This is a genomic window from Priestia sp. FSL R5-0597 (genome assembly GCF_038006305.1).
Classification (GTDB): domain Bacteria; phylum Bacillota; class Bacilli; order Bacillales; family Bacillaceae_H; genus Priestia; species Priestia zanthoxyli.
In genome coordinates this window covers 779440-798853 of the sequence record NZ_JBBOUZ010000001.1, presented here as the reverse complement: position 1 = coordinate 798853, position 19414 = coordinate 779440, and the positions used below count along the sequence as shown (strand labels likewise).

The 19414-nt window shown below is 38.0% G+C and carries 16 protein-coding genes and 1 riboswitch; of the genes, 7 read left to right on the top strand and 9 right to left on the bottom strand.

Translation table 11 applies throughout. The features are described 5' to 3' along the window. Positions 1-213: 213 nt before the first annotated feature. From MKX72_RS04165 to MKX72_RS04155, 3 genes are all read left to right on the top strand, one after another. Complete coding sequence (locus MKX72_RS04165; protein ID WP_155008513.1) at positions 214-1521, top strand: homocysteine synthase; 1308 nt, start codon at positions 214-216, stop codon at positions 1519-1521. A gap of 98 nt (positions 1522-1619) precedes the next feature. Next, entirely contained in the window at positions 1620-2357 is a 738-nt protein-coding gene (locus MKX72_RS04160) for an ABC transporter ATP-binding protein (RefSeq protein WP_155008514.1), read from the top strand. After that, positions 2354-3109 (top strand): ABC transporter permease, encoded by a 756-nt coding sequence (locus MKX72_RS04155; RefSeq protein ID WP_033578108.1) that lies wholly within the window; start codon positions 2354-2356, stop codon positions 3107-3109. Before MKX72_RS04160 ends, MKX72_RS04155 begins: the two co-directional genes overlap by 4 nt. Positions 3110-3140: 31 nt before the next feature. On the opposite strand, the gene MKX72_RS04150 is transcribed toward MKX72_RS04155, so the two are convergent. The 7 genes from MKX72_RS04150 to MKX72_RS04120 all read right to left on the bottom strand — a co-directional run bounded on the left by MKX72_RS04150 (position 3141) and on the right by MKX72_RS04120 (position 12159). Further along, positions 3141-4148, bottom strand: coding sequence for an aromatic ring-hydroxylating dioxygenase subunit alpha (locus MKX72_RS04150; protein WP_028412092.1), 1008 nt, complete (start codon positions 4146-4148; stop codon positions 3141-3143). 392 nt (positions 4149-4540) lie between these two features. After that, positions 4541-4984, bottom strand: coding sequence for a hypothetical protein (locus MKX72_RS04145; protein WP_014461480.1), 444 nt, complete (start codon positions 4982-4984; stop codon positions 4541-4543). Between the two features lie 217 nt (positions 4985-5201). Next, positions 5202-7970 (bottom strand): phosphoenolpyruvate carboxylase, encoded by a 2769-nt coding sequence (gene ppc / locus MKX72_RS04140; protein ID WP_155008516.1) that lies wholly within the window; start codon positions 7968-7970, stop codon positions 5202-5204. Positions 7971-8368: 398 nt separating this feature from the next. Continuing rightward, positions 8369-8878: an acyl-CoA thioesterase gene (locus tag MKX72_RS04135; RefSeq protein ID WP_013055518.1), complete on the bottom strand. Its 510-nt coding sequence runs from the start codon at positions 8876-8878 to the stop codon at positions 8369-8371. 191 nt (positions 8879-9069) lie between these two features. Further along, on the bottom strand, positions 9070-9207 hold the full coding sequence (locus tag MKX72_RS04130; RefSeq protein ID WP_167387308.1) for a hypothetical protein: 138 nt from the start codon (positions 9205-9207) through the stop codon (positions 9070-9072). A gap of 130 nt (positions 9208-9337) precedes the next feature. After that, on the bottom strand, positions 9338-10384 hold the full coding sequence (locus tag MKX72_RS04125; protein WP_205689700.1) for a DUF5105 domain-containing protein: 1047 nt from the start codon (positions 10382-10384) through the stop codon (positions 9338-9340). 179 nt (positions 10385-10563) lie between these two features. After that, positions 10564-12159 (bottom strand): APC family permease, encoded by a 1596-nt coding sequence (locus MKX72_RS04120; protein ID WP_098625969.1) that lies wholly within the window; start codon positions 12157-12159, stop codon positions 10564-10566. A 56-nt stretch (positions 12160-12215) separates the two neighbouring features. Next, positions 12216-12294: riboswitch (ZMP/ZTP riboswitch) on the bottom strand. A gap of 386 nt (positions 12295-12680) precedes the next feature. Between MKX72_RS04120 and MKX72_RS04115 the strand changes: the two genes are divergently transcribed. From MKX72_RS04115 to MKX72_RS04105, 3 genes are all read left to right on the top strand, one after another. Beyond that, positions 12681-13280, top strand: coding sequence for a cupin domain-containing protein (locus MKX72_RS04115; protein WP_080754378.1), 600 nt, complete (start codon positions 12681-12683; stop codon positions 13278-13280). Positions 13281-13635: 355 nt separating this feature from the next. Beyond that, positions 13636-13839 (top strand): DUF3311 domain-containing protein, encoded by a 204-nt coding sequence (locus tag MKX72_RS04110; protein ID WP_013055514.1) that lies wholly within the window; start codon positions 13636-13638, stop codon positions 13837-13839. Beyond that, positions 13839-15338, top strand: a complete 1500-nt coding sequence (locus MKX72_RS04105; RefSeq protein ID WP_028412288.1) for a sodium:solute symporter family protein — start codon at positions 13839-13841, stop codon at positions 15336-15338. The genes MKX72_RS04110 and MKX72_RS04105 overlap by 1 nt, the downstream gene beginning before the upstream one ends. Positions 15339-15369: 31 nt before the next feature. Here MKX72_RS04105 and MKX72_RS04100 read toward each other — a convergent pair whose 3' ends face one another. Together MKX72_RS04100 and MKX72_RS04095 are read right to left on the bottom strand one after the other, a co-directional pair. Then, positions 15370-16800 carry an alanine/glycine:cation symporter family protein gene (locus MKX72_RS04100; protein ID WP_028412289.1) on the bottom strand — a complete coding sequence of 477 codons (1431 nt, stop codon included), beginning with the start codon at positions 16798-16800 and terminating at the stop codon, positions 15370-15372. Positions 16801-16903: 103 nt separating this feature from the next. Continuing rightward, positions 16904-17893, bottom strand: coding sequence for a glutaminase (locus MKX72_RS04095; RefSeq protein WP_028412290.1), 990 nt, complete (start codon positions 17891-17893; stop codon positions 16904-16906). 266 nt (positions 17894-18159) lie between these two features. Here MKX72_RS04095 and MKX72_RS04090 point away from each other — a divergent pair, with 266 nt between their 5' ends. Then, positions 18160-19410, top strand: coding sequence for an ATP-binding protein (locus MKX72_RS04090; protein WP_033578101.1), 1251 nt, complete (start codon positions 18160-18162; stop codon positions 19408-19410). The last annotated feature ends 4 nt before the right edge of the window (positions 19411-19414 follow it).

Genomic DNA, 19414 nt, shown 5'->3' with positions numbered 1-19414 from the left:
AAATTAATTTACATTTTTCTTACATTTAATATTTTTTATGGTATTTTTAACAATTAAAGAGATGTCTTAATGCTAAATTACATTATTAATCTTTTTTATATTTTCTAAATATTCTAATTATCATTTGACATCATTCAATAGAATTCGTATATTATGATTAAAGTTTATTATTCCTATGTTTTTTATAAGTTTTATATCCAAGGAGGAGTTTCAATGTCTGCTAAGAAACCATTTCGTCCTGAAACACAAGCGATCCATTCTGGTCAACAGCTTGACCCAGCTACTTTTTCGCGTGCCGTACCTATTTATCAAACAAGCTCATTTGGATTTAAAGATACGGAGCATGCTGCGTCTTTATTTAATTTAAGTGAACAAGGCTATATCTACACTCGAATTGTAAACCCTACTACGGACGTTTTTGAACAGCGAATTGCTGAGTTAGAAGGCGGAGTTGGTGCTCTAGGAGTAGCTTCAGGTCAGTCAGCTACTACCTTTTCCATTTTGAATATCGCTTCCGCAGGAGATGAAATTGTATCAGCAAGCAGTTTATATGGGGGAACGTATAACCTCTTTTCGTCTACGCTTCCTAAACTGGGCATTACCGTCAAATTTGTAAACGCCGATAATCCAGAAAATTTTAGAAGGGCAATCACTTCCAAAACAAAGGCAATTTATGCTGAATCCGTTGGAAATCCACAGGGAAATGTGCTAGACATCGAGGCAGTTGCAGACATTGCCCACGAACATGGAATTCCTCTTATTATTGATAATACTGTTCCAAGCCCTTACCTTCTTCGCCCCATCGATTTTGGAGCAGATATTGTCGTTCATTCTGCTACTAAGTTTCTTGGAGGGCATGGAACAGCAATTGGCGGTGTTATCGTAGACAGTGGAAAATTTAATTGGGAAGCGAGCGGAAAATTTCCAGACTTAACAACTCCAGATCCAAGTTATCATGGCCTCGTATACACAGAAGCTGCCGGTGAAGCTGCTTATATTACAAAAGCGCGCGTTCAGCTTTTACGAGATATTGGAGCTGCTTTATCACCTTTTAATTCCTTTTTACTTCTTCAAGGAGTAGAAACACTCCATCTGCGATTAGAGCGTCACAGCGAAAACGCATTAAAGGTAGCGAAATTTTTAGAGCAGCATGAATTAGTAGAATGGGTAAATTATGCGGGGCTTCCTTCCCACCCTTCCTATTCTTTGGCACAAAAATATTTGCCTAAAGGACAAGGAGCCATTTTAACCTTTGGTGTCAGGGGAGGAAAAAACGCTGCGGCTAAGTTAATTGATTCGGTTCAGTTATTTTCTCATTTAGCCAATATTGGCGACTCTAAATCACTCATTATTCACCCGGCAAGCACCACTCATCAACAGCTATCTGAAGACGAACAAAAAGCTTCGGGTGTGACGCCAGAACTCATTCGTCTGTCGGTTGGAACAGAAGCAATCGACGACCTTCTTGAAGATTTAGATTATGCCTTAAAAGCCAGCCAAAAAGTGAATACAACTGTTTAAAAGCTGTGGTTTTTCACAGCTTTTTTTTATATCGCCCAATAACTTTTTATACTTTCGCTTATGCTACAATAAACAAAACGAATGAAAAAGGAGTTACTATGAACACGTTCAATTCAATACCTGCCATTACATTTACAGACGTTCATAAAACATTTAAAGATAAAGAACATAGTGTTTTAAAAGGCATATCGGGTGCAGTGATGCAAGGCTCGCTCGTCATGATGGTAGGACCATCAGGATCCGGAAAAAGCACCCTTCTTTCCATGTGCAATTTACTTTCTGCACCTGATGAAGGAAGTATTGAAGTATATGGAAAAGACATTAGCAAATGGAATATTTCTGATTTGCGAAAAAAAGTGGGCATCGCTTTTCAATCAGCTCCTGTTATTGATGGAACAGTGCGAGATAATATGATGCTTGTTCAAAAGCTGCACGGCAAACAGGATATTATGCCTGAAGAACTCTGTGCCTTAACCGGTCTTTCCCCTGACTTGTTAGGGCAGGATGCAAGAGATTTATCCGGTGGTCAAAGACAAAGGTTATCATTAGCGCGCACGCTGTCGAACGGATCTGACCTTTTGCTTTTAGACGAAATCACTTCCGCTTTGGATGCCACTTCTGCTCATGAAATTGAACAGCTTATTTCTCATTTACATAAAGAGCAGAATAAAACGATTATTTGGGTTACCCATAATTTAGAACAAGCCAAACGTTTAGGAGAGGAAGTCTGGCTTTTAATGAACGGAGTGATTGTAGAAAAAGCGAAGACGGAGACCTTTTTTCATGCTCCTGTAAAAGCTGAAACAAAACAATTTATTGAAGGAGCCTTTCTATGAGTTCACTTTCACTGATTTTTACCATCGTTTTTGTTTTTATTGCTCTTTTTTTATCAAAATCTTTTCGTATAGGACTCGAGAAAGATATTATCATTGCCAGTATTCGAGCAGCCGTTCAGCTGTTAGTGATCGGATATGTTTTATCTTTTATTTTTGACGCGAATCACCCAGCTTTTATGATTCTCATTTTATTCGTTATGCTGACGGTCGCTTCCCAAAATGTTGTAAAGAAAAAAAAGCAGGGATTTAAAGCTTTCTTTCGTGTATTTGTCACTCTTTTTATTGTAGAAATCCTGACCCAAAGCGTTATGCTGGGCCTACATATTATCCCTGCTACTCCGCGATATGTCATTCCTGTCAGCGGTATGATTATTGGAAATTCGATGATTTTGGCCAATTTATTTTTAAATCGGTTAGACGCTGAAGTAAATAGAAGGCGAGACGAAATTCAATTGATTCTGGCGCTTGGCGGAACTCCTAAACAAGCTATTCATAGTATTTTAAATGCCGCAATCAAAGCTAGCATGATTCCTACTGTAGAAAGCCAAAAAACAATTGGACTCGTTCAGCTTCCCGGCATGATGACAGGCCAGATTATTGGAGGGGCAGATCCGATACAAGCAGTCAAATTCCAGCTGCTCATCGTTTTTACTATCCTAGCCTCTGCTACGCTTTCCTGCGTCATCTTAAGCCGCTTAACATATCCTACCCTTTTTAATAGCTATCATCAGCTTATCCGTGAACATACATAAAAAAGAAGAAAGGAGACTCCTTTCTTCTTTTTTATTGAGCAGCTTTTTTTAATCTTGTTCCTACGTCACTTCCAAAGGTCACTCCTAAATCACCGAGCCATCTTCTATAGGCAATACTCAGTCGGTCCGGATTCAAATGAAGCTCTGCTTGTAAGTCAAGCGGCAGCTCTTCGGGTTTTTGACTTTCTACAATGCTCGTATCTTGTTCAATAATAAGCTGCTGAAAATCACGGAAATATTGATCAGGTGCATCAAACGAATAGTTTCTAGAAACCAATGCAAACACAGTCGACTTTCTTTCCTCTTCAGGTAAAACCGCAAACAGCATCGAAAAGATTTCACCCGTTTCATAGTTCACTTTTTTCAACCTTGCAACGGCAGGACGAAGAATTTCAAAAGTATAATAAATAGTCGCAAAGTTACCCGTACCATCTGCATCTGCGTACACAGCGATTTCGTCAGAAATGTATCGGTTATCTTTCCAATGTACCTTATAATCAGGAATTTCGGCGTAATCCGAGTGTCCAAGGCTTCCTTCGTGAACAAAAGCCAAATGGCTTACATCTAGAAAGTTTTCTACGACACGAGGAGCTGCTGCCTGCAGAGTATGAGGGTTGGCGCAAACCGTTTTAAATCCGGAGTTAAGGTATTCGTCATACTGAGGAAGAGGAATATCACTTGCCTCGCTGTTCATCTTCACCCATATAATCCCATACTTTTCAACGCAATCATATACCTGTGCTTTTGCTTTTGAAGGAATCGCTCTTCCCGGCGGCTGTTGAGGAATTTTCACACAAGCCCCGGCACCATCGTATTTCCATCCGTGATAAGGGCACACAATGCAATCATCTACTACTTTCCCAAGAGATAACGCTGCACCGCGATGGATGCACAAATCTTTAAATGCTTTAATGGCATTAGTTGTGCGAAACAGCGCAACTCGCTCTTCTAAAATCGTTACTTGCAAGGGCTGATCTGTTAAATCATGTGAATAAGCTGCAGGCAGCCATTCCTTAGCCAATACTAAATCTTTAATCATCTGCATCGCCTCCGTACGATAAGTGAATTTATTTCTTGTTTATAAAAAAAACCGCAGAAATAGAAGGAGTTCTTCTATTTCCGCAGCTTTTTCGTTCCGTAAAACAGACTATAAGCGCGCGAAGATTCTACATAATTGCAGATAGAGCGACCTTAGCACTTCATCTACAATAATAATACGTATTCATCGCTATTTTTTTAATCTCAATACCTAACCCTTGCATATTGAATAAAAAGCGGCCAGCCGCTAAAAGCTTTTCTGTCCACTGATTTCTCTTATTTTCACTTTATCAATTTCCCACTGAAAAATCTCTTGCTTTGTAAGCATCTCTCACATAATTTTTTCGGTTAAACGAATAAAAGCTGCGGTTTTTAAAACCGCAGCTTTCTTTATCATGAGCTCATATAACTGGCTGTATATTTTTTCGTCTGTTTTTGTATTTCTTGATTTAAATGTTTGAAAAATGAGAGCGTTTCTTCATAATCCGTCGCTTTTTCATGAAACTTCAATGTAAGATTTTCTTCAAACAACGTTTCTCCTTGATGACCGACCGCTTTTAGCTGAACATCTGTAACAATACCTTGCGAAATCGAACATAATAAATAATTAAAGCAATGAACCGGAACGATATGCATCAGATGGAAATCATCAATAGTTCTATCACTTTTTGTTTTCTTAAATTCCACAGTGAGTTCTTCCGGATGAATAAACACATTTATATGCTGTTTGGACAAACAAGTAGGATTCATTTTTTGTGTATACTCACAAAATTCCAGTCCAATAAATACAGAATTCTCGGAGTCAGCTTCAATGAAGATTTGCGAATTTTTTACCATTGTCCTCGTCCTCCATATTCAATCTAGTTACCCCACCACTAGCACTTGTTTGTAGAATATTACCAGTTCTTCTCTATTTTATCACTGATTTTTCTCAGTGCCTATTTAACAGACGGAAGTTCTCTTTAAAAGAGAAGGAACCGACAGGCAGTTCTTTATGTGAGAAGAATGAACAAAAGACACCTCTTTTGTTTTATTGAGGTGTCTTTTGGTATCATCAGCCTGTGTTACGCAATCCTGCTGCAATGCCGTTAATCGTTAATAATGCTTCTTTTAAAAGTTCTTCATTTAACGTTTCAGCCTCATCTTCACGCAGCTTGGAAATAACCTTAACTTGCAAGAAGGTTAGAGGGTCCACATACGGATTTCGTAATTTAATAGATTCTTTAATCGTAGGAAGATGATCCATTAATTCTTTTTGCCCCGTGATTTGAAGAATCATTTCTTTCGTAACATTATACTCTTTTTTAATAGCGGTAAAAATCCTCTCTGAAATAACCGGATCTTGTACCATTTCTGTGTATTCTTTTGCTGCCATTAAATCTGCTTTTGTTAAAGCCATTTGCAGGTTATCGACGGTCGAGCGGAAAAATGGCCATTCTTTATACATTTGTTGAAGAAGCTGTATATCTCCGGATTTCTCTACTAAATGCTGTAAGCCCGTACCTGCAGCGTACCAGGCTGGAAGCAGCTGTCTGCTTTGCGTCCATGCAAATACCCATGGAATTGCTCGCAAGTCTTCAAAGCGATCACTTCCTTTTCGACTCATTGGACGTGACCCAATATTTAAAGCCCCGAGCTCAGGAAGAGGTGTAGCTTGTTTAAAGTAGGTTAAAAAGTCTGCATCGTTGAAAACAAGCTCTTGATACTTACGTAACGAAGCAGTTGAAATCTCGTCCATTGTTTCTTCCCATTCATGTGTACGAATATCACATTGTTCAGCTTCTTGAGAAACATTTGCTGCCGCTGTAAGAAGAGCTGAGACCGCTTGTTCAAGGCTTCGGTAAGCAATGTCATATAAAGAGTATCTAGAAGAAAGAACTTCTCCTTGCTCTGTAATTTTAACACCGTCTCCTAGCGTCTCAACAGGCTGAGATAAAATGCTTCGGTTTAACGGGCCTCCTCCTCGGCCTAGTGAGCCGCCTCGGCCATGGAAAAACTTCAGACGAACTTGATACCTCCTCGCCATATCGTGAATTTCCTGCTGCGCTTTGTAGAGCTTCCAATTAGCGGTAAGCGTTCCGCCATCTTTGCTTCCATCTGAGTAGCCAAGCATGATTTCCTGCAAATCCTTCTGTTTTCTTAAGTGCTCTCGATAAAAATCTAATTGAAATAGCTGTTCCATAATCTTAGGACCTGCTGTGAGATCATCGATTGTTTCAAGCAGCGGAGCTATATTTAACTTGCTTTCAATGCGGCCATCTGCATGAAGGCGGTAAATACCCGCTTCTTTGGCAAGTACCATGACTTCTAACAAATCACTTGCAGACTGCGTCATACTGATTAAGTAGACTTCAATGGATCTTTCTCCAAATTCTTTATGTGCTCGATGTATCATGTTAAATACTTCAATTACTTGCTGCGTTTCTTTAGAGTAATTCTCTACAAACGATAGCACAGGTCTTGGGTCTTGAAGAACTTTCCCTAGCAGCTCAACTTTTTTCTCTTCTGTTAACGCTGAATAATCTTCAGCTAAAGAAACAGCATGGAAAATTTCTTTGATTGCCGCTTCGTGTTCTCCGCTGTGATTACGGATATCAAGCGTTGCTAAATGAAATCCAAACAGCTCAACTTGGCGAATTAATTTACACAAGCTTTTCAGCTGATAATCTTGAGGCTGATGCTTTTGCAAGCTATCTTTGATGAGAAACAAATCTTGTAAAAGTTCTTCCGACCTTTGATAACCTGCTTCCGACTCTCCAACTAAATTTAATTTATGAAGCATAATCGTAAGCTTGCAGCGATATACTTCGTGTTTGATTCTCCATCGCTTTTTCTCAGGCAGCAGCGATATTTCTTGATTAATAGAATCAAGAAGATTATCTGAAACTGCGACTCTTTTTGTAGACTGACTTAACCTTTGTCTCAATTGAGTAAGCGACTCTTTATATTTACGAATAGCTAACTTCCTTTGTTTGACAAGCGTTTGCCACGTTACTTTAGGAGTTACGTTTGGATTTCCATCTCGGTCTCCGCCAATCCATGAACCAAATCGAAGAATATTAGGCACTTTCCAATTTTCTTCGGGGTAATTCTCCTGCAATGAATTTTCCAATTCCTGATGAAGTTGAGGAAGCACTTCAAATAACGTTTCATCAAAATAATATAATCCATTGGATACTTCATCCATTACGGTTGGCTTGCGATCTCGCAGTTCATTTGTTTGCCATAAAATTAACACTTCGCTAAACAGTCTTTCTTCAATTTCTGTACGTTCACGTTTTGTTAACGTTGAATTATCCAAGTTTTTCAGAAGCTCAGCCATTCGTTTATGAATATCAAGGACACTTCGTCTAGTGGCTTCTGTTGGATGTGCCGTGATGATAAGCTCAAGTGATAAAGTTTGAAGCAAGTTAGCAATTACATCTGGCGCCACGCCATTATTTTTAAGCGAAACAACGGCGCTTTCCAATGAACCCGGCTGCATAATAGAATCTTCTTGCTGCTGATATTCGCGTCTGCGACGAATTCGATGATTTTGCTCTGCAATATTAACTAAATGAAAATAAACGGCAAACGCCCGAATAACCTGCGCGCGCATCGGTTGTTCAAGAGTAACGATTTCATTTTTTATTTCTTTATAGATGGCTTCATCTTTGTTTTCTCTAAGTGATTTTGCCACTTCGCGTATTTTTTCTACTTTGTTGAGCAGTTCTTCTCCACCTTGGTGAACCAGAACTTTCCCTAACAACTGACCGAGAAATTTTACATCACGGCGCAGGGCAGTGCTGCTGTTTTGTCTTTCTGCTGCTTCTACTGTTACCATTAGACACGACACCTTTCTTTATAAATGTTGTACTTTTTAAACTTTTTAGAAAATTATATTAAATTCATATTACCATGAACGAAAATAAATTTCATATAATTTTGTTTCCTCCTCCCATTCAGGGGAGAAATTCATCAAATATAAAAAAGAGGTTAAGACATAATTAAATGAATCCAATCCTAAGACGAACAAATGAGATACATAAGCTGAACCGCTTGTGACACCGCAGTTGGTTTCCGTACAAGACTTCGCCTCGCTTTCCAATCGACTGCTAGAAGGAACAACACAGATGAAACCTACGTTCACCATAACAAAAAAAAACGAACCACTAATCAAACATGTTGATCAATGGTTCGTTTTTCACTTCAGCTAAAATATTTTTCAGCCTCTCTTTTATGCTACCAAGGTTGTCCTAAATCCAACACTGAGGCTAGTTCATTGCTTTTTTTACGAACTTGTTTACGTGTGGCAGCGCGATCTGCCCCCGTTTGAAACAGGTATTTTTCTTCTTCTGTTTCGGGAATAAGCTCCGGTACTGCGCGGGGCTTTCCATCATCATCCATTGCCACAAAAGTTAAAAATGATGTGGCTGCAATTTGACGCTCCCCGGTTTTTAAATTTTCTTTAATCACTTTCACAAACACTTCCATCGATGAACGACCTGTCCATGATACGTATGACTCTAAACATACAGAATCTTGAGGCGTAATAGGGTGCAGAAAGTGAATAGAGTCTGCCGAAGCCGTCACACACTCTGTACGACTGTGACGATAAGCTGAAATGGACGCAATCATATCAATATCACTCATTAATTTTCCGCCAAATAACGTATTGTGATTATTAATATCATTAGGGAAAATGCGGCTCGTTCGAACGGCCTTTGTATCTTTACAATAATTTGCTTTCATTAGTAAGAACCTCCATTGATGCCTATCATAATAAGAATAAAAGAATGAATGAAACTATACTAGCATATTTTGATAAATTTAGCTTTACAAAAAACTCGTTGATTTATTTACAGAAAACAAAAAAGAGGTTGAGACATAACGAAATAAATCCAATTGAAAGACGAACAAATGAGATACATGAGTTGGACTGCTTATGACACCGCAATTGATTTCCGTGCAAGGCTTCGCTTTCCGCGGGCGGGCGCTGAGCCTCCTCGTCGCTTACGCTCCTGCGGGGTCTCACCTGTTCCGCTTTTCCCGCAGGAGTCTTCGCCTTGCCCTCCAATCAACTGCTAGAAGGAACGAAACAAATAAAACGATATGCACCATCGCAAAAAAACGAACCACTCATCAAACAGATTGATGAATGGTTCGTTTTTTACTTGGGCTCAACTATTTTTGTCCTAGCCTCTTTTTTGTCTATCGAATGTAGCTTGATCCAAACGTTTTACCTAAAGAGTCACTGTATAGGTCACTTGACTTCACAGTCCATTTCCCATCTTCTTTCACCATAAAAATTCGTAGCGGACGACTTCCTTCTTTCGTTTCTAATTCATTTACAATATCTTTGAATTTAGAAGCCGCAAACTCTTCAGAGTGTTTTGTATCGTAATCTTTTGTTTCATCTGTATATGCTCTCTTAAGCTGCGATACGTATGAATATAAGTCTGATAAATTAACAGTAGTGTACTCCACTTCTACTACAGCTTTATTATTTGCATTGGCAATCACATTTGTCTTTACGCTTGCTTTTTCTTTCAAAACATCTTTATACATGTTAAAAAAATCTTTTTTTGCTTTATCGGTTAAACTATTAGAAAACGCACCTTTTAATTCCTCATTAAACGCTTTTTTCTGTTCTTCTATGACAGCTGTTTTGTCCGCTGTTACATATTTATCATAATCTACATTTTCTTTGTTTAAGTAAAGAACTTCCGTGTAAGCTTGCAGAGCTTTTTCTGGGTCTTGCAGCTTATTATAGCTTTTCGCGTATTTCTTCGTATCCAGTGTTAATGTTACTTCGTCAATTTCTTCATCATAATCAGATGATTTTGGCTGAAGCCCAATTTTGTACTTTTTATCTTTTTTGACTTCAAAGACGAACATTAATTTTTTTTGCTTCCCAGCGCCAATCTTGTCAGATGAACTGCTTTCTAGTCCAAGTTCCCTACTGTTCACTCCCGTTTTTGGAGATAATTGTTCATCTCCTTCATATAAATACACACCGTCGTAATCCGATAAAGATATACTGTTTTTGGATACATTTTTCACTTTTAAATCAACTTTCAACAGCCCCTTTTCTTCACTTGTAGCTCCTTCATCACTATCTACTAAAATATAAGAAGCGCTGTCAATAGATGCTTCAATCGCCTTATTTTTAGCCGAAGTGGATCCTCCCGTTTCCTTAGAACTGTTACAAGCCGCTAATACTAGCATAAGTACAAAAACCAAAGCCAAAACATTCATTTTTTTCACAGCTGTCCAATCCCCTTTATTTTGTTTTTTTAGAACTTTATCCCAAATAAAGGTTCCCTCTGTGTAAATCCTTAAACCTTAAAATCTATGTTTTTTACAATATTTTGATAAAAACTAAGTCTAAATTCTCCATTCATCTAAATAAAAACACGAGCACCGGCTCGTGTTTTTTATTTAGATTTAAAATTTTCTTGATTGATTTGTTCAGCTTCTTTCATATATCGGTTAGATTTGCCACTTTTAATTCCCCAGTAATAAAAGGCTAATGATACGCAAGCAATCACTAGCATATCCCATCCGAAAGGTAAAATATTTTTACCTCCGAATTTTTCGCTTCCTATGTAGGAAATAAAAATCATGCACGCTAAATAGATAAGCATCCAAGCCCCGGTTAAAAATTCTTTTTTAAAGCCCACCCATTTATTTTTCGCTTGGTAATAAAAATAAACTGGCAGGCCAATTGCCATAATAAAAATCACTTCACCTGTAAGTGGCCACCTTGCCCAGTAAAGCGTCAAAGAAGCAAAAACGAAGCCGCATGGCGCAATAACTGATGCCCCTTTTAAATAAAATGGACGGTAAAAGTGTGAAGCCGTTTTTCTTAATGTTATAAGCGCTACAGGGCCCATAATATAAGAGATAAGCGTCGCTACTGAGATCACTTCTGCTAAGACACCCCATCCTCTAAATAAAAAGAGAAACAAAAAGCAGGCTGCTAAATTTAGCCACATAGCTGGGCGCGGGACATTGTAAAGTGGATGAAGAGTACCAAATATCTTTGGCAAATATCCATTTTGCTGCATCCCGTATAACATTCTAGAAGTCGTTGCCGTATATGTAGCACCTGTGCCGGAAGGAGAAACAAATGCATCTGCGTATAACACAATTGTTAGCCAGTTAATTCCAAGCGCAATCGCTAAATCAGCAAAAGGAGAATTAAAATTCAAATGATTCCATCCATTCGCAATTGATGACGGACTTACTGCTCCGATAAAAACAATTTGTAATATAATGTATACAATTCCAGCAATAAAAATTGAACCAATTACAGCTACCGGAATCGATTTATTAGGTGACTTTGCTTCTCCTGCCATATTTACAGGACTTTGAAACCCATTAAATGCAAACACGATACCTGATGTTGCCACTGCCGTTAAAACACTCGCCCATCCGTAAGGTGCTACCCCATGCTCACTTGAAAAGTTCCCGCTATGAAAACCAGCAAAAAATAAAGCCCCTGCCGTTAAACCAGGAATAATTAATTTAACAATCGTAATAAATGAGTTTGCTTTAGCAAAGAGATTTACCGTCCAATAGTTCACAAAAAAGTAAATGAATAATAACAGAGACGCAACTGCCAACCCCTTGGACGTTAAAATGCCATTGTCTACTAATTCATGAGTCCAGCGAGCCCATTTCCACGGCCAAGTACTCATATATTGCACAGATGCAATAGCCTCCACTGTTATCGTTGAAGCGATTGAAATCCAGTTAGCCCAAGCAGCCAAAAATCCAATAAATGATCCGTGTGAATACTGAGGATATTTAACCATCCCCCCTGCTTGCGGAAACATCGCGCCCAGTTCAGCGTACGATAGGGCAATGGTCAAAATAACTACCATTCCAATAACCCATGAAAAAATAGCCGCGGGTCCTGCAATTTGAGCTGCTTTCCATGCTCCAAACAGCCATCCTGAACCGATAATCGAACCTATGCCTGTCATGGTTAAAGCAAATGTTCCCATCTTCCTTTGCATATTGCTCATCCAAATCTACTCCTCTTCCCTAGGAAAATAAAAAAAACACTTGCGAAATTTTCTCAAGTGTTTGCCCAGGCGCGCGGCTTATACGCTATATGCTCCCCCATGGTCATCCATGTTGCGCCAGTCACATATAGGAATATATTTTTTATCAGTATATAACATTCATTACTATTACTCAATACACAAAAATGTTTACATTACTTTTACAAAAGTAATGAATTATTCGTAAAATTCCGAATAAATCTTCTTAAAATCTCTTCCTAATTACAAAAAACAACTAAAACTCTAACCTTGCTTATTATTTGATTCTTTTACTTCACGAGCATATCATCTTCTAAAAATTATATTAATATATATTATTCATTTACAAAATACGAATTAACATCTATATATCCATAGAATTCTTGCACTAGCCCCTTTACTTATATACAATATGAAGAAAAGATACTAAAGTAAACTGCCCACCACTTAGCTACGCTTGAAGTGGGAGACTTCTTTTGGGAAAACGTTAACACCTACATATCATGCACTTCGCAACGAATGAAGTACTTCGAGCAAACTTCTCTGTTTACGCAAGCAAAAAACAGGGAAAATTACGAAAAAAGATTGTTAGAGGGATGCTTATGAATTATGCAAATGTAAAAGTTCTTTATTTTGATGACGACGGAACCATTCCAAATCACCCTCGTCTTCCAGTTTTGTTGTATGAACACGTATTTATTAGTAAGAAAGAGAAAGTAGAGAGCATTTTTAATTCTCACAACTGGAAAAACAGCTGGGTAGGCGGCATATATGATTTTCACCATTACCACAGCAATTCTCATGAAGCACTAGGTGTAATTAGCGGATCTGCACGCTTAAAACTAGGTGGACATATGGGAGAAAATATCGTGGTGCATGCTGGGGATGTACTCGTACTCCCTGCAGGTACAGGACATATGCGTCTGCAGTCAACTGCTGATTTTAAAGTGGTTGGAGCTTATCCAGAGGGCATGGATTACAACTTACGAACAGGAAAACAAACGGATCGCCCTCACGTATTTGATGAAATTGCACAAGTACCTATTCCTACAACAGATCCTGTTTATGGCGACAAAGGACCATTGACAGAGTGGTGGAACTAGACAAGCACTTATTGTCTAGTTTTTTTATTTGCTCGTTTTTATAGCTTCCATAAATCTATATTTGAACATACAAATTCTTTTTCTTTAATGCAATAGCAATATACTTTATCTCATCGAGAAAACTACCTTTCTTCTTTTCCGTTCTTTTTTTGTTTCAAAGGCAACTGCGCTTAGGTTCTCCCCTGCTTTTTCTTCCCTAATCATTTCAAATATCTTCTTCTCATACCCTTTTTTTGTTTTTCTAAAAAAATTTTCGTAATTTATAACGAAATTTTCAAAAAACTTATTGCTTTACTATGTCAGACTTGCTATCATAGTGAACATTGTTAGATAAATTTTAGAGGAGGAGTAAAGATTGAACAGAAAATTCATAATATTTATTTTATTCATCATTCCGTTTATTGCTCAATTCGCTTTTTTACCTTTTGTAAATAACATTCATCCAATTATTTTTGGATTACCTCTTTTGCATTTATGGTTATTTTTATGGGTCTTCTTAACGCCTGTGTGTACATTTATCATTTATCGTTTACAAAAATCTTGGGGGGACATTGAATAATGCAAGGAAATTTAACCGCACTTTTAATCACATCAGCAATTGTTCTTGTCGTTATCGCCATTGGCTTTATAGCAGGACGTGACAAATCATCTAGAAGCTCCGTTGAAGAGTGGGCTGTAGGGGGAAGACGTTTTGGAAGCCTGCTCGTCTGGCTTTTAGTAGGAGCAGATTTATATACTGCTTATACATTCCTAGGTCTTACAAGTACAGCTTATCAAGGAGGAAGCATCGCATTTTTTGCCATTCCTTACTCTGTTTTAGCCTTTTTAATTTCATACTTTTTTCTTCCAAAACTTTGGACTGTTGCTAAAAAGCACAAACTTACTACACTTGCTGATTATGCTAGAGAACGTTTTAGCAGTAAATTTCTCTCCTCTTTAATTGCCATAGTAGGTGTATTGATGCTTATTCCATATATCGATCTTCAGCTTAGCGGTATTCAAGATACTCTTCGCGTTGCAGGAACTGGCTACATTAATGTAAAAGCTGTCGTTATTCTTTCATTCTTTCTTGTGGCTCTTTATACTTTTTTCAGCGGAATTAAAGGTCCCACTTATACGGCAATTATTAAAGATATTTTAGTATGGGCGATTATGTTATTTATGGTTGTTTCTCTGCCAATTATGCATTTTGGAAGCTGGGGCAACATGATTGACAATGTTGCAAAGGATGCACCTCAGCTATTAACGATCCCAACACAAGGACCTAAGGGCATTCCATGGTTTATTACAGCATCACTCGTATCTGCTTTAGCTTTATTCATGTGGGCCCACGCTGCTACAGGTGTTTTCACTGCTAAAAGTGCAGATTCGCTTCGTAAAAATGCTGTCTTCTTACCTCTTTACAATATTGTTTTAATTCTAGTCATCTTCTTAGGGTTTATTGCTTATCAAGTATTACCTCAAGATACAACGGATCCTAGATTAGCATTATTAACCTTGATTCAATATTCATATGGTGGCATTGGCCAAGGGTTAGCTTATGCAACGATTGCTCTTGCTTCATTAATTCCATGTTCTATCATGGCTATCGGAGCGTCTAACTTATTTGCAAATAATATATTTAGAGATTTAATTAATCCAAATGTACAGGGTAAAACATTAACAATGGTTACTCGTTCTATGGTTTTTGTTGTTATTGGACTGGCACTTTTATTCGGTTTATTATTCCCACAAGCACTTGTTTCCCTACAGTTACTAGGGGTATCCGGCATGGTACAAATCTTCCCGGCTATTGTTATCAGCCTGTTTTGGAGAAATCAATCGAAAGAAAGTACGATTGCTGGATTAGTAGTAGGGCTGGTTGTAACGTTTACCGTTCATGCCACAGGAAATTCATTTGGCCTTTATGAAGGGTTCTGGGGATTATTATCTAACCTACTCGTAGTTTTTATTTTAAATCCAATCTTTGCTGCAAAAACCAAAGCAGCAACAAATGGCGTGAAAGAAACATTATTTTCTAAAGGCACTACGCAAACTGAATTAAAGAAAAACGCATAAAAAAAAGTTCAGCCAACTGGCTGAACTTTTTTTAGATAATATTCTCTTTTTCAGAAGGGGATGAAGTCGATTCTCTTTCCCAACATTCAATATTCTGATTGTTTTCTAATGCATCTTTATAAAAGACTGGATTTTTCCCTTCCTTTTTCTGCTGAGTATAGTCATGCAAGGCAGAAAAAGCCACTTTCGATAATAGAAAAATAGCAATTAAGTTCACCACTACCATCATCCCCATAAATAAGTCTGCCAGATTCCATACAAGCTGAAGCTGAGCAACCGACCCAAAAATAACCATCGCTAAAACGCCTACACGATAAGACCAAAGCCACATCTTATTTGAATTTAAAAATTCAATATTCGTTTCTCCATAATAATAATTGCCAATTAACGTACTAAAAGCAAATAGAAATACCATGATAGCTAAAAATCCTGATGCCCAAGAACCGATATGTGTACTAAGAGAAGCTTGCGTTAATTCAATGCCGCTTAGTCCCTGCTTATAGGCGGGAGATAAGAGAACGATAAATGCTGTGCTTGTACAAATCACGAGCGTGTCCGTCAAGACACCAAATGCTTGGATAAGACCTTGTTTAACTGGGTGACTCGTCACTGCAGTTGCCGCCGCGTTGGGAGCACTTCCCATCCCTGCTTCATTGGAAAACAGTCCGCGCTTTACTCCGTTGATTAACGTTGCACCAATTGATCCCCCAAGCGCCTGTTCAAATCCAAATGCATTTTTCACAATTAGAGATAGAACGGCAGGCATTTGATCAATATTTTTAAAGATGATGAACAGAGCCATTCCAATGTATAAAACGGCTAATACGACAACGATGTATTCCGATATCTTGGCGATGCGTTTGATCCCGCCAAAAATAATTATCGCAAATATAACTGTCATAATAATCCCAATCAATAAGCGGCTCGTTCCGAAAGAGTTCTCAAATGCCAGCGTAATCGTATTAGACTGCACAGCGTTAAACACCAGGCCAAATGACAGTGTAATGAGTACAGCAAATAGCCCGCCCATCCATCTTTTATTTAACCCTTTTTCCATATAGTAAGCGGGTCCTCCTCGAAATCCGTTTGACCCTTTTACCTTATAGATTTGAGCGAGTGTACTTTCTACAAAACTTGATACTGAACCGATAATGGCAATAATCCACATCCAAAATACAGCACCCGGGCCACCAAGAGCAATAGCAATCGCTATACCGGTAATATTTCCTGTTCCTACTCGAGCTGCCATGCTTATGCAGAAAGCTTGAAACGGGGAGACTCCCCCATCTTTAGCCGCTCGTCCTTCTTTCAAAACAAGTACCATTTCTTTCAACATGCGAAACTGCAAAAAACGAGAGCGGATCGTAAAATAAATACCGATTGATACAAGTAAAATAATTAATAAATTCGACCAAAAAAAATCATTGATGACACTAATTACACTTTCGATTGCTTGTTGCACGCCTATCACCTCATTAAAAAATTTGGTAGAACAAATGCAAAACATGAAAGTTTTTTCTCTTGGTGTTTATATTATTGAAGAGAATGAATAGTACGTAAATAGACTAAAAAATACTCAAATCCCATTCTTTTGCGATTTTTTTTAGCAGCGTAACGCCTTTTACGCTATTCCCGTACTCATCAATAGCTGGACTGTAAATTCCGATACCGCATCCGTCTGGAAATGGAGACTGCTTTTTCGTATTAGGTGGCACCAATGACATGATTCCTCCTGATACACCGCTTTTAGCTGGCATACCAACAAATGCCGCAAACTTTCCTGAGGCATTATACATACCGCATGTAAGCATAAGCGCTTTTGTTAATTTAGCTACTTCTTTTGGAATTACTTGTTTGTGAAACACTGGATGATATCCGTCTAATGATAGAATTAATCCGATCAGCGCAATATCTTCAGTCGTTACTTCAATTGAGCACTGCTTTAAGTAAACCTCTAGAACTTCTTCTACTTCTCCTTGTAAGTAGTTTGTTTCTTTTAAATAGTAGGCAAGCGCACGATTTCGATGAGACGTTTGCCATTCTGATTCAAAGACGGTTTCATTAATGAGTGGTGTTTTCCCAGTAAGCATTGTTATTACATCAAACAAATAGCTTAGTTTTTCTTTTGCCGTCTCTCCAGATAAAAGAGATGAAACCGTTAAAGCACCGGCATTAATCATAGGATTGAACGGCTTTCCTGGTTTATGCATTTCCAGTCTTATAATAGAATTAAATGCATCTCCAGTTGGCTCTACATCTACTCTCTCTAGTACGTAGGGAATGCCGCAGCATAAGCAAGCTGCTATAAAGCTAATGACTTTAGAAATACTTTGAAGAGTAAATACCGCTTCATAATCCCCAGACTGGATAACCGTTCCGTCAGCACCAATCAAACAAATACCTAATTGAGACGAGTCCATATCTTTCAGAGCGGGGATATAATCAGCCGTTTTTCCTTCTGACGAAAATTCTTTTATTTGCTCTACCCACTCGTGTAACTGCTCTTTTGCAGTGACCTGTAAGTAAGACATTTCCTGTTCAATTTCTCTTTTCATTAAAATCACCTCATCACTTCATTAACTTTTTATTTTAAAGCGCTTTCATAAAGCGGGATTTCATTTTCGTTTTTAATGTACAATGCAACCTACGAGAGCATACAAAAACCTACAAAACTTTTTGGAATTATATTTTTATCTTTGGTACTCTTCTCCATTGTGCTGGACGCTGTCACAATGTATACTAATTCACGAATCACTTCAGGAGGTGTAATTATCTGAATTTTAAATCTTTCATTCGAAAAGATCCGTACATTTTATTGCTCATGCTCATTACTGTTCCGCTGGCGGGAGAGCTAAAATTTTATCCGTTAAATGAAACATTTCGAATTACATTTGGAGCTCCAACATTTTTCTTTTTCCTATTGCTTTTAAAACGGAAAACCGTTTTATCTGGCGGCTTGTTAACCGCTTTAAGCGTCGTTCTCTTTCGCATCATGCTCGATTATATCACGCTCGATCATTTTCAATTTGCGGCTTCTGCACATACGCATTACCCTACGTTTTTCTTTTACTTTACGTATGCACTTTTATTTTTTATTTTTAAAGTAAGCCGCATGAACTATAGTGCTATTGTGATTGGATTAATTGGACTCATCATTGAAATAGCTGCTGATATAGTCGAACTAACTGCGCAGTATATCGTTTTGCACACAACCATTCATATCGATTCATTATCCGACATGGCCGTTATTGCTTTTGCTCACAGCTTCATTGTACTTAGCTTTTTTAATATGATGACAATTTATGAATCACAGTCACGAGAACGTCAAATTCGCAAACAAAATGAGCACATGCTAATGCTTATTACAAGCCTTTATGAAGAAACCGTTCATTTAAAAAAGACCCTTCATAATACAGAAGTGATTACAAAAGCCTCGTACGATTTATACCGTGTATTACATCAGCAGGAAAAAGATCATTCTGTGCTTAACCAATCGCTCAGTAAAAAAGCGCTTCGGATTGCCGGAGATATTCACGAAGTAAAAAAAGACAACCAGCGTATTTTTGCGGGCTTATCTAAAACAATTTCAAATGAAAGTTTCCAAAATTATATGAAAGCAGAGGAATTAATCGAGCTGATCGTACGCATCAACAAAAAATATGCCGATTCTCTTCACAAACAAATTAGCTTTTTTTCCTCTGTCACCGGGGAACATTTCAGCTACCACGTTTACACAATTTTATCGATCATTAATAACTTGGTAGCAAACGCAGTGGAGGCGATTAAAGATGAGGGAATGATTGTTTTATCCGTACATAGACAAGCTGAATTTGTAGAATTCCATGTACAAGATGATGGTCCTGGCGTGCCTTTGAAGTACGAAAAAGCTATTTTTGAACCTGGTTTCACCTCAAAATACGATCAATTTGGAAATCCCTCTACTGGAATTGGCCTTTCTTACGTAAGAGATATTGTTCAAGAACTTGGAGGTACGATTGAAGCTAAACAAGGAGATAAAGGGATGATTTTTATCATTCAAATACCTCTTTGTAGTCTAATTCAGAAAGGATGAGTTT

Bases quoted from the DNA above. Each gene is read 5' to 3' on its own strand.
- MKX72_RS04090 (WP_033578101.1), top strand. From the start codon at position 18,160: ATGCTCATTACTGTTCCGCTGGCGGGAGAGCTAAAATTTTATCCGTTA.
- MKX72_RS04105 (WP_028412288.1), top strand. From the start codon at position 13,839: ATGCAAGGAAATTTAACCGCACTTTTAATCACATCAGCAATTGTTCTT.
- MKX72_RS04145 (WP_014461480.1), bottom strand. From the start codon at position 4,984: ATGGTAAAAAATTCGCAAATCTTCATTGAAGCTGACTCCGAGAATTCT.
- MKX72_RS04160 (WP_155008514.1), top strand. From the start codon at position 1,620: ATGAACACGTTCAATTCAATACCTGCCATTACATTTACAGACGTTCAT.
- MKX72_RS04165 (WP_155008513.1), top strand. From the start codon at position 214: ATGTCTGCTAAGAAACCATTTCGTCCTGAAACACAAGCGATCCATTCT.
- MKX72_RS04095 (WP_028412290.1), bottom strand. From the start codon at position 17,893: ATGAAAAGAGAAATTGAACAGGAAATGTCTTACTTACAGGTCACTGCA.
- MKX72_RS04155 (WP_033578108.1), top strand. From the start codon at position 2,354: ATGAGTTCACTTTCACTGATTTTTACCATCGTTTTTGTTTTTATTGCT.
- MKX72_RS04120 (WP_098625969.1), bottom strand. From the start codon at position 12,159: ATGAGCAATATGCAAAGGAAGATGGGAACATTTGCTTTAACCATGACA.
- MKX72_RS04135 (WP_013055518.1), bottom strand. From the start codon at position 8,878: ATGAAAGCAAATTATTGTAAAGATACAAAGGCCGTTCGAACGAGCCGC.
- MKX72_RS04125 (WP_205689700.1), bottom strand. From the start codon at position 10,384: ATGAATGTTTTGGCTTTGGTTTTTGTACTTATGCTAGTATTAGCGGCT.
- MKX72_RS04115 (WP_080754378.1), top strand. From the start codon at position 12,681: ATGCACTTCGCAACGAATGAAGTACTTCGAGCAAACTTCTCTGTTTAC.
- ppc (WP_155008516.1), bottom strand. From the start codon at position 7,970: ATGGTAACAGTAGAAGCAGCAGAAAGACAAAACAGCAGCACTGCCCTG.
- MKX72_RS04150 (WP_028412092.1), bottom strand. From the start codon at position 4,148: ATGATTAAAGATTTAGTATTGGCTAAGGAATGGCTGCCTGCAGCTTAT.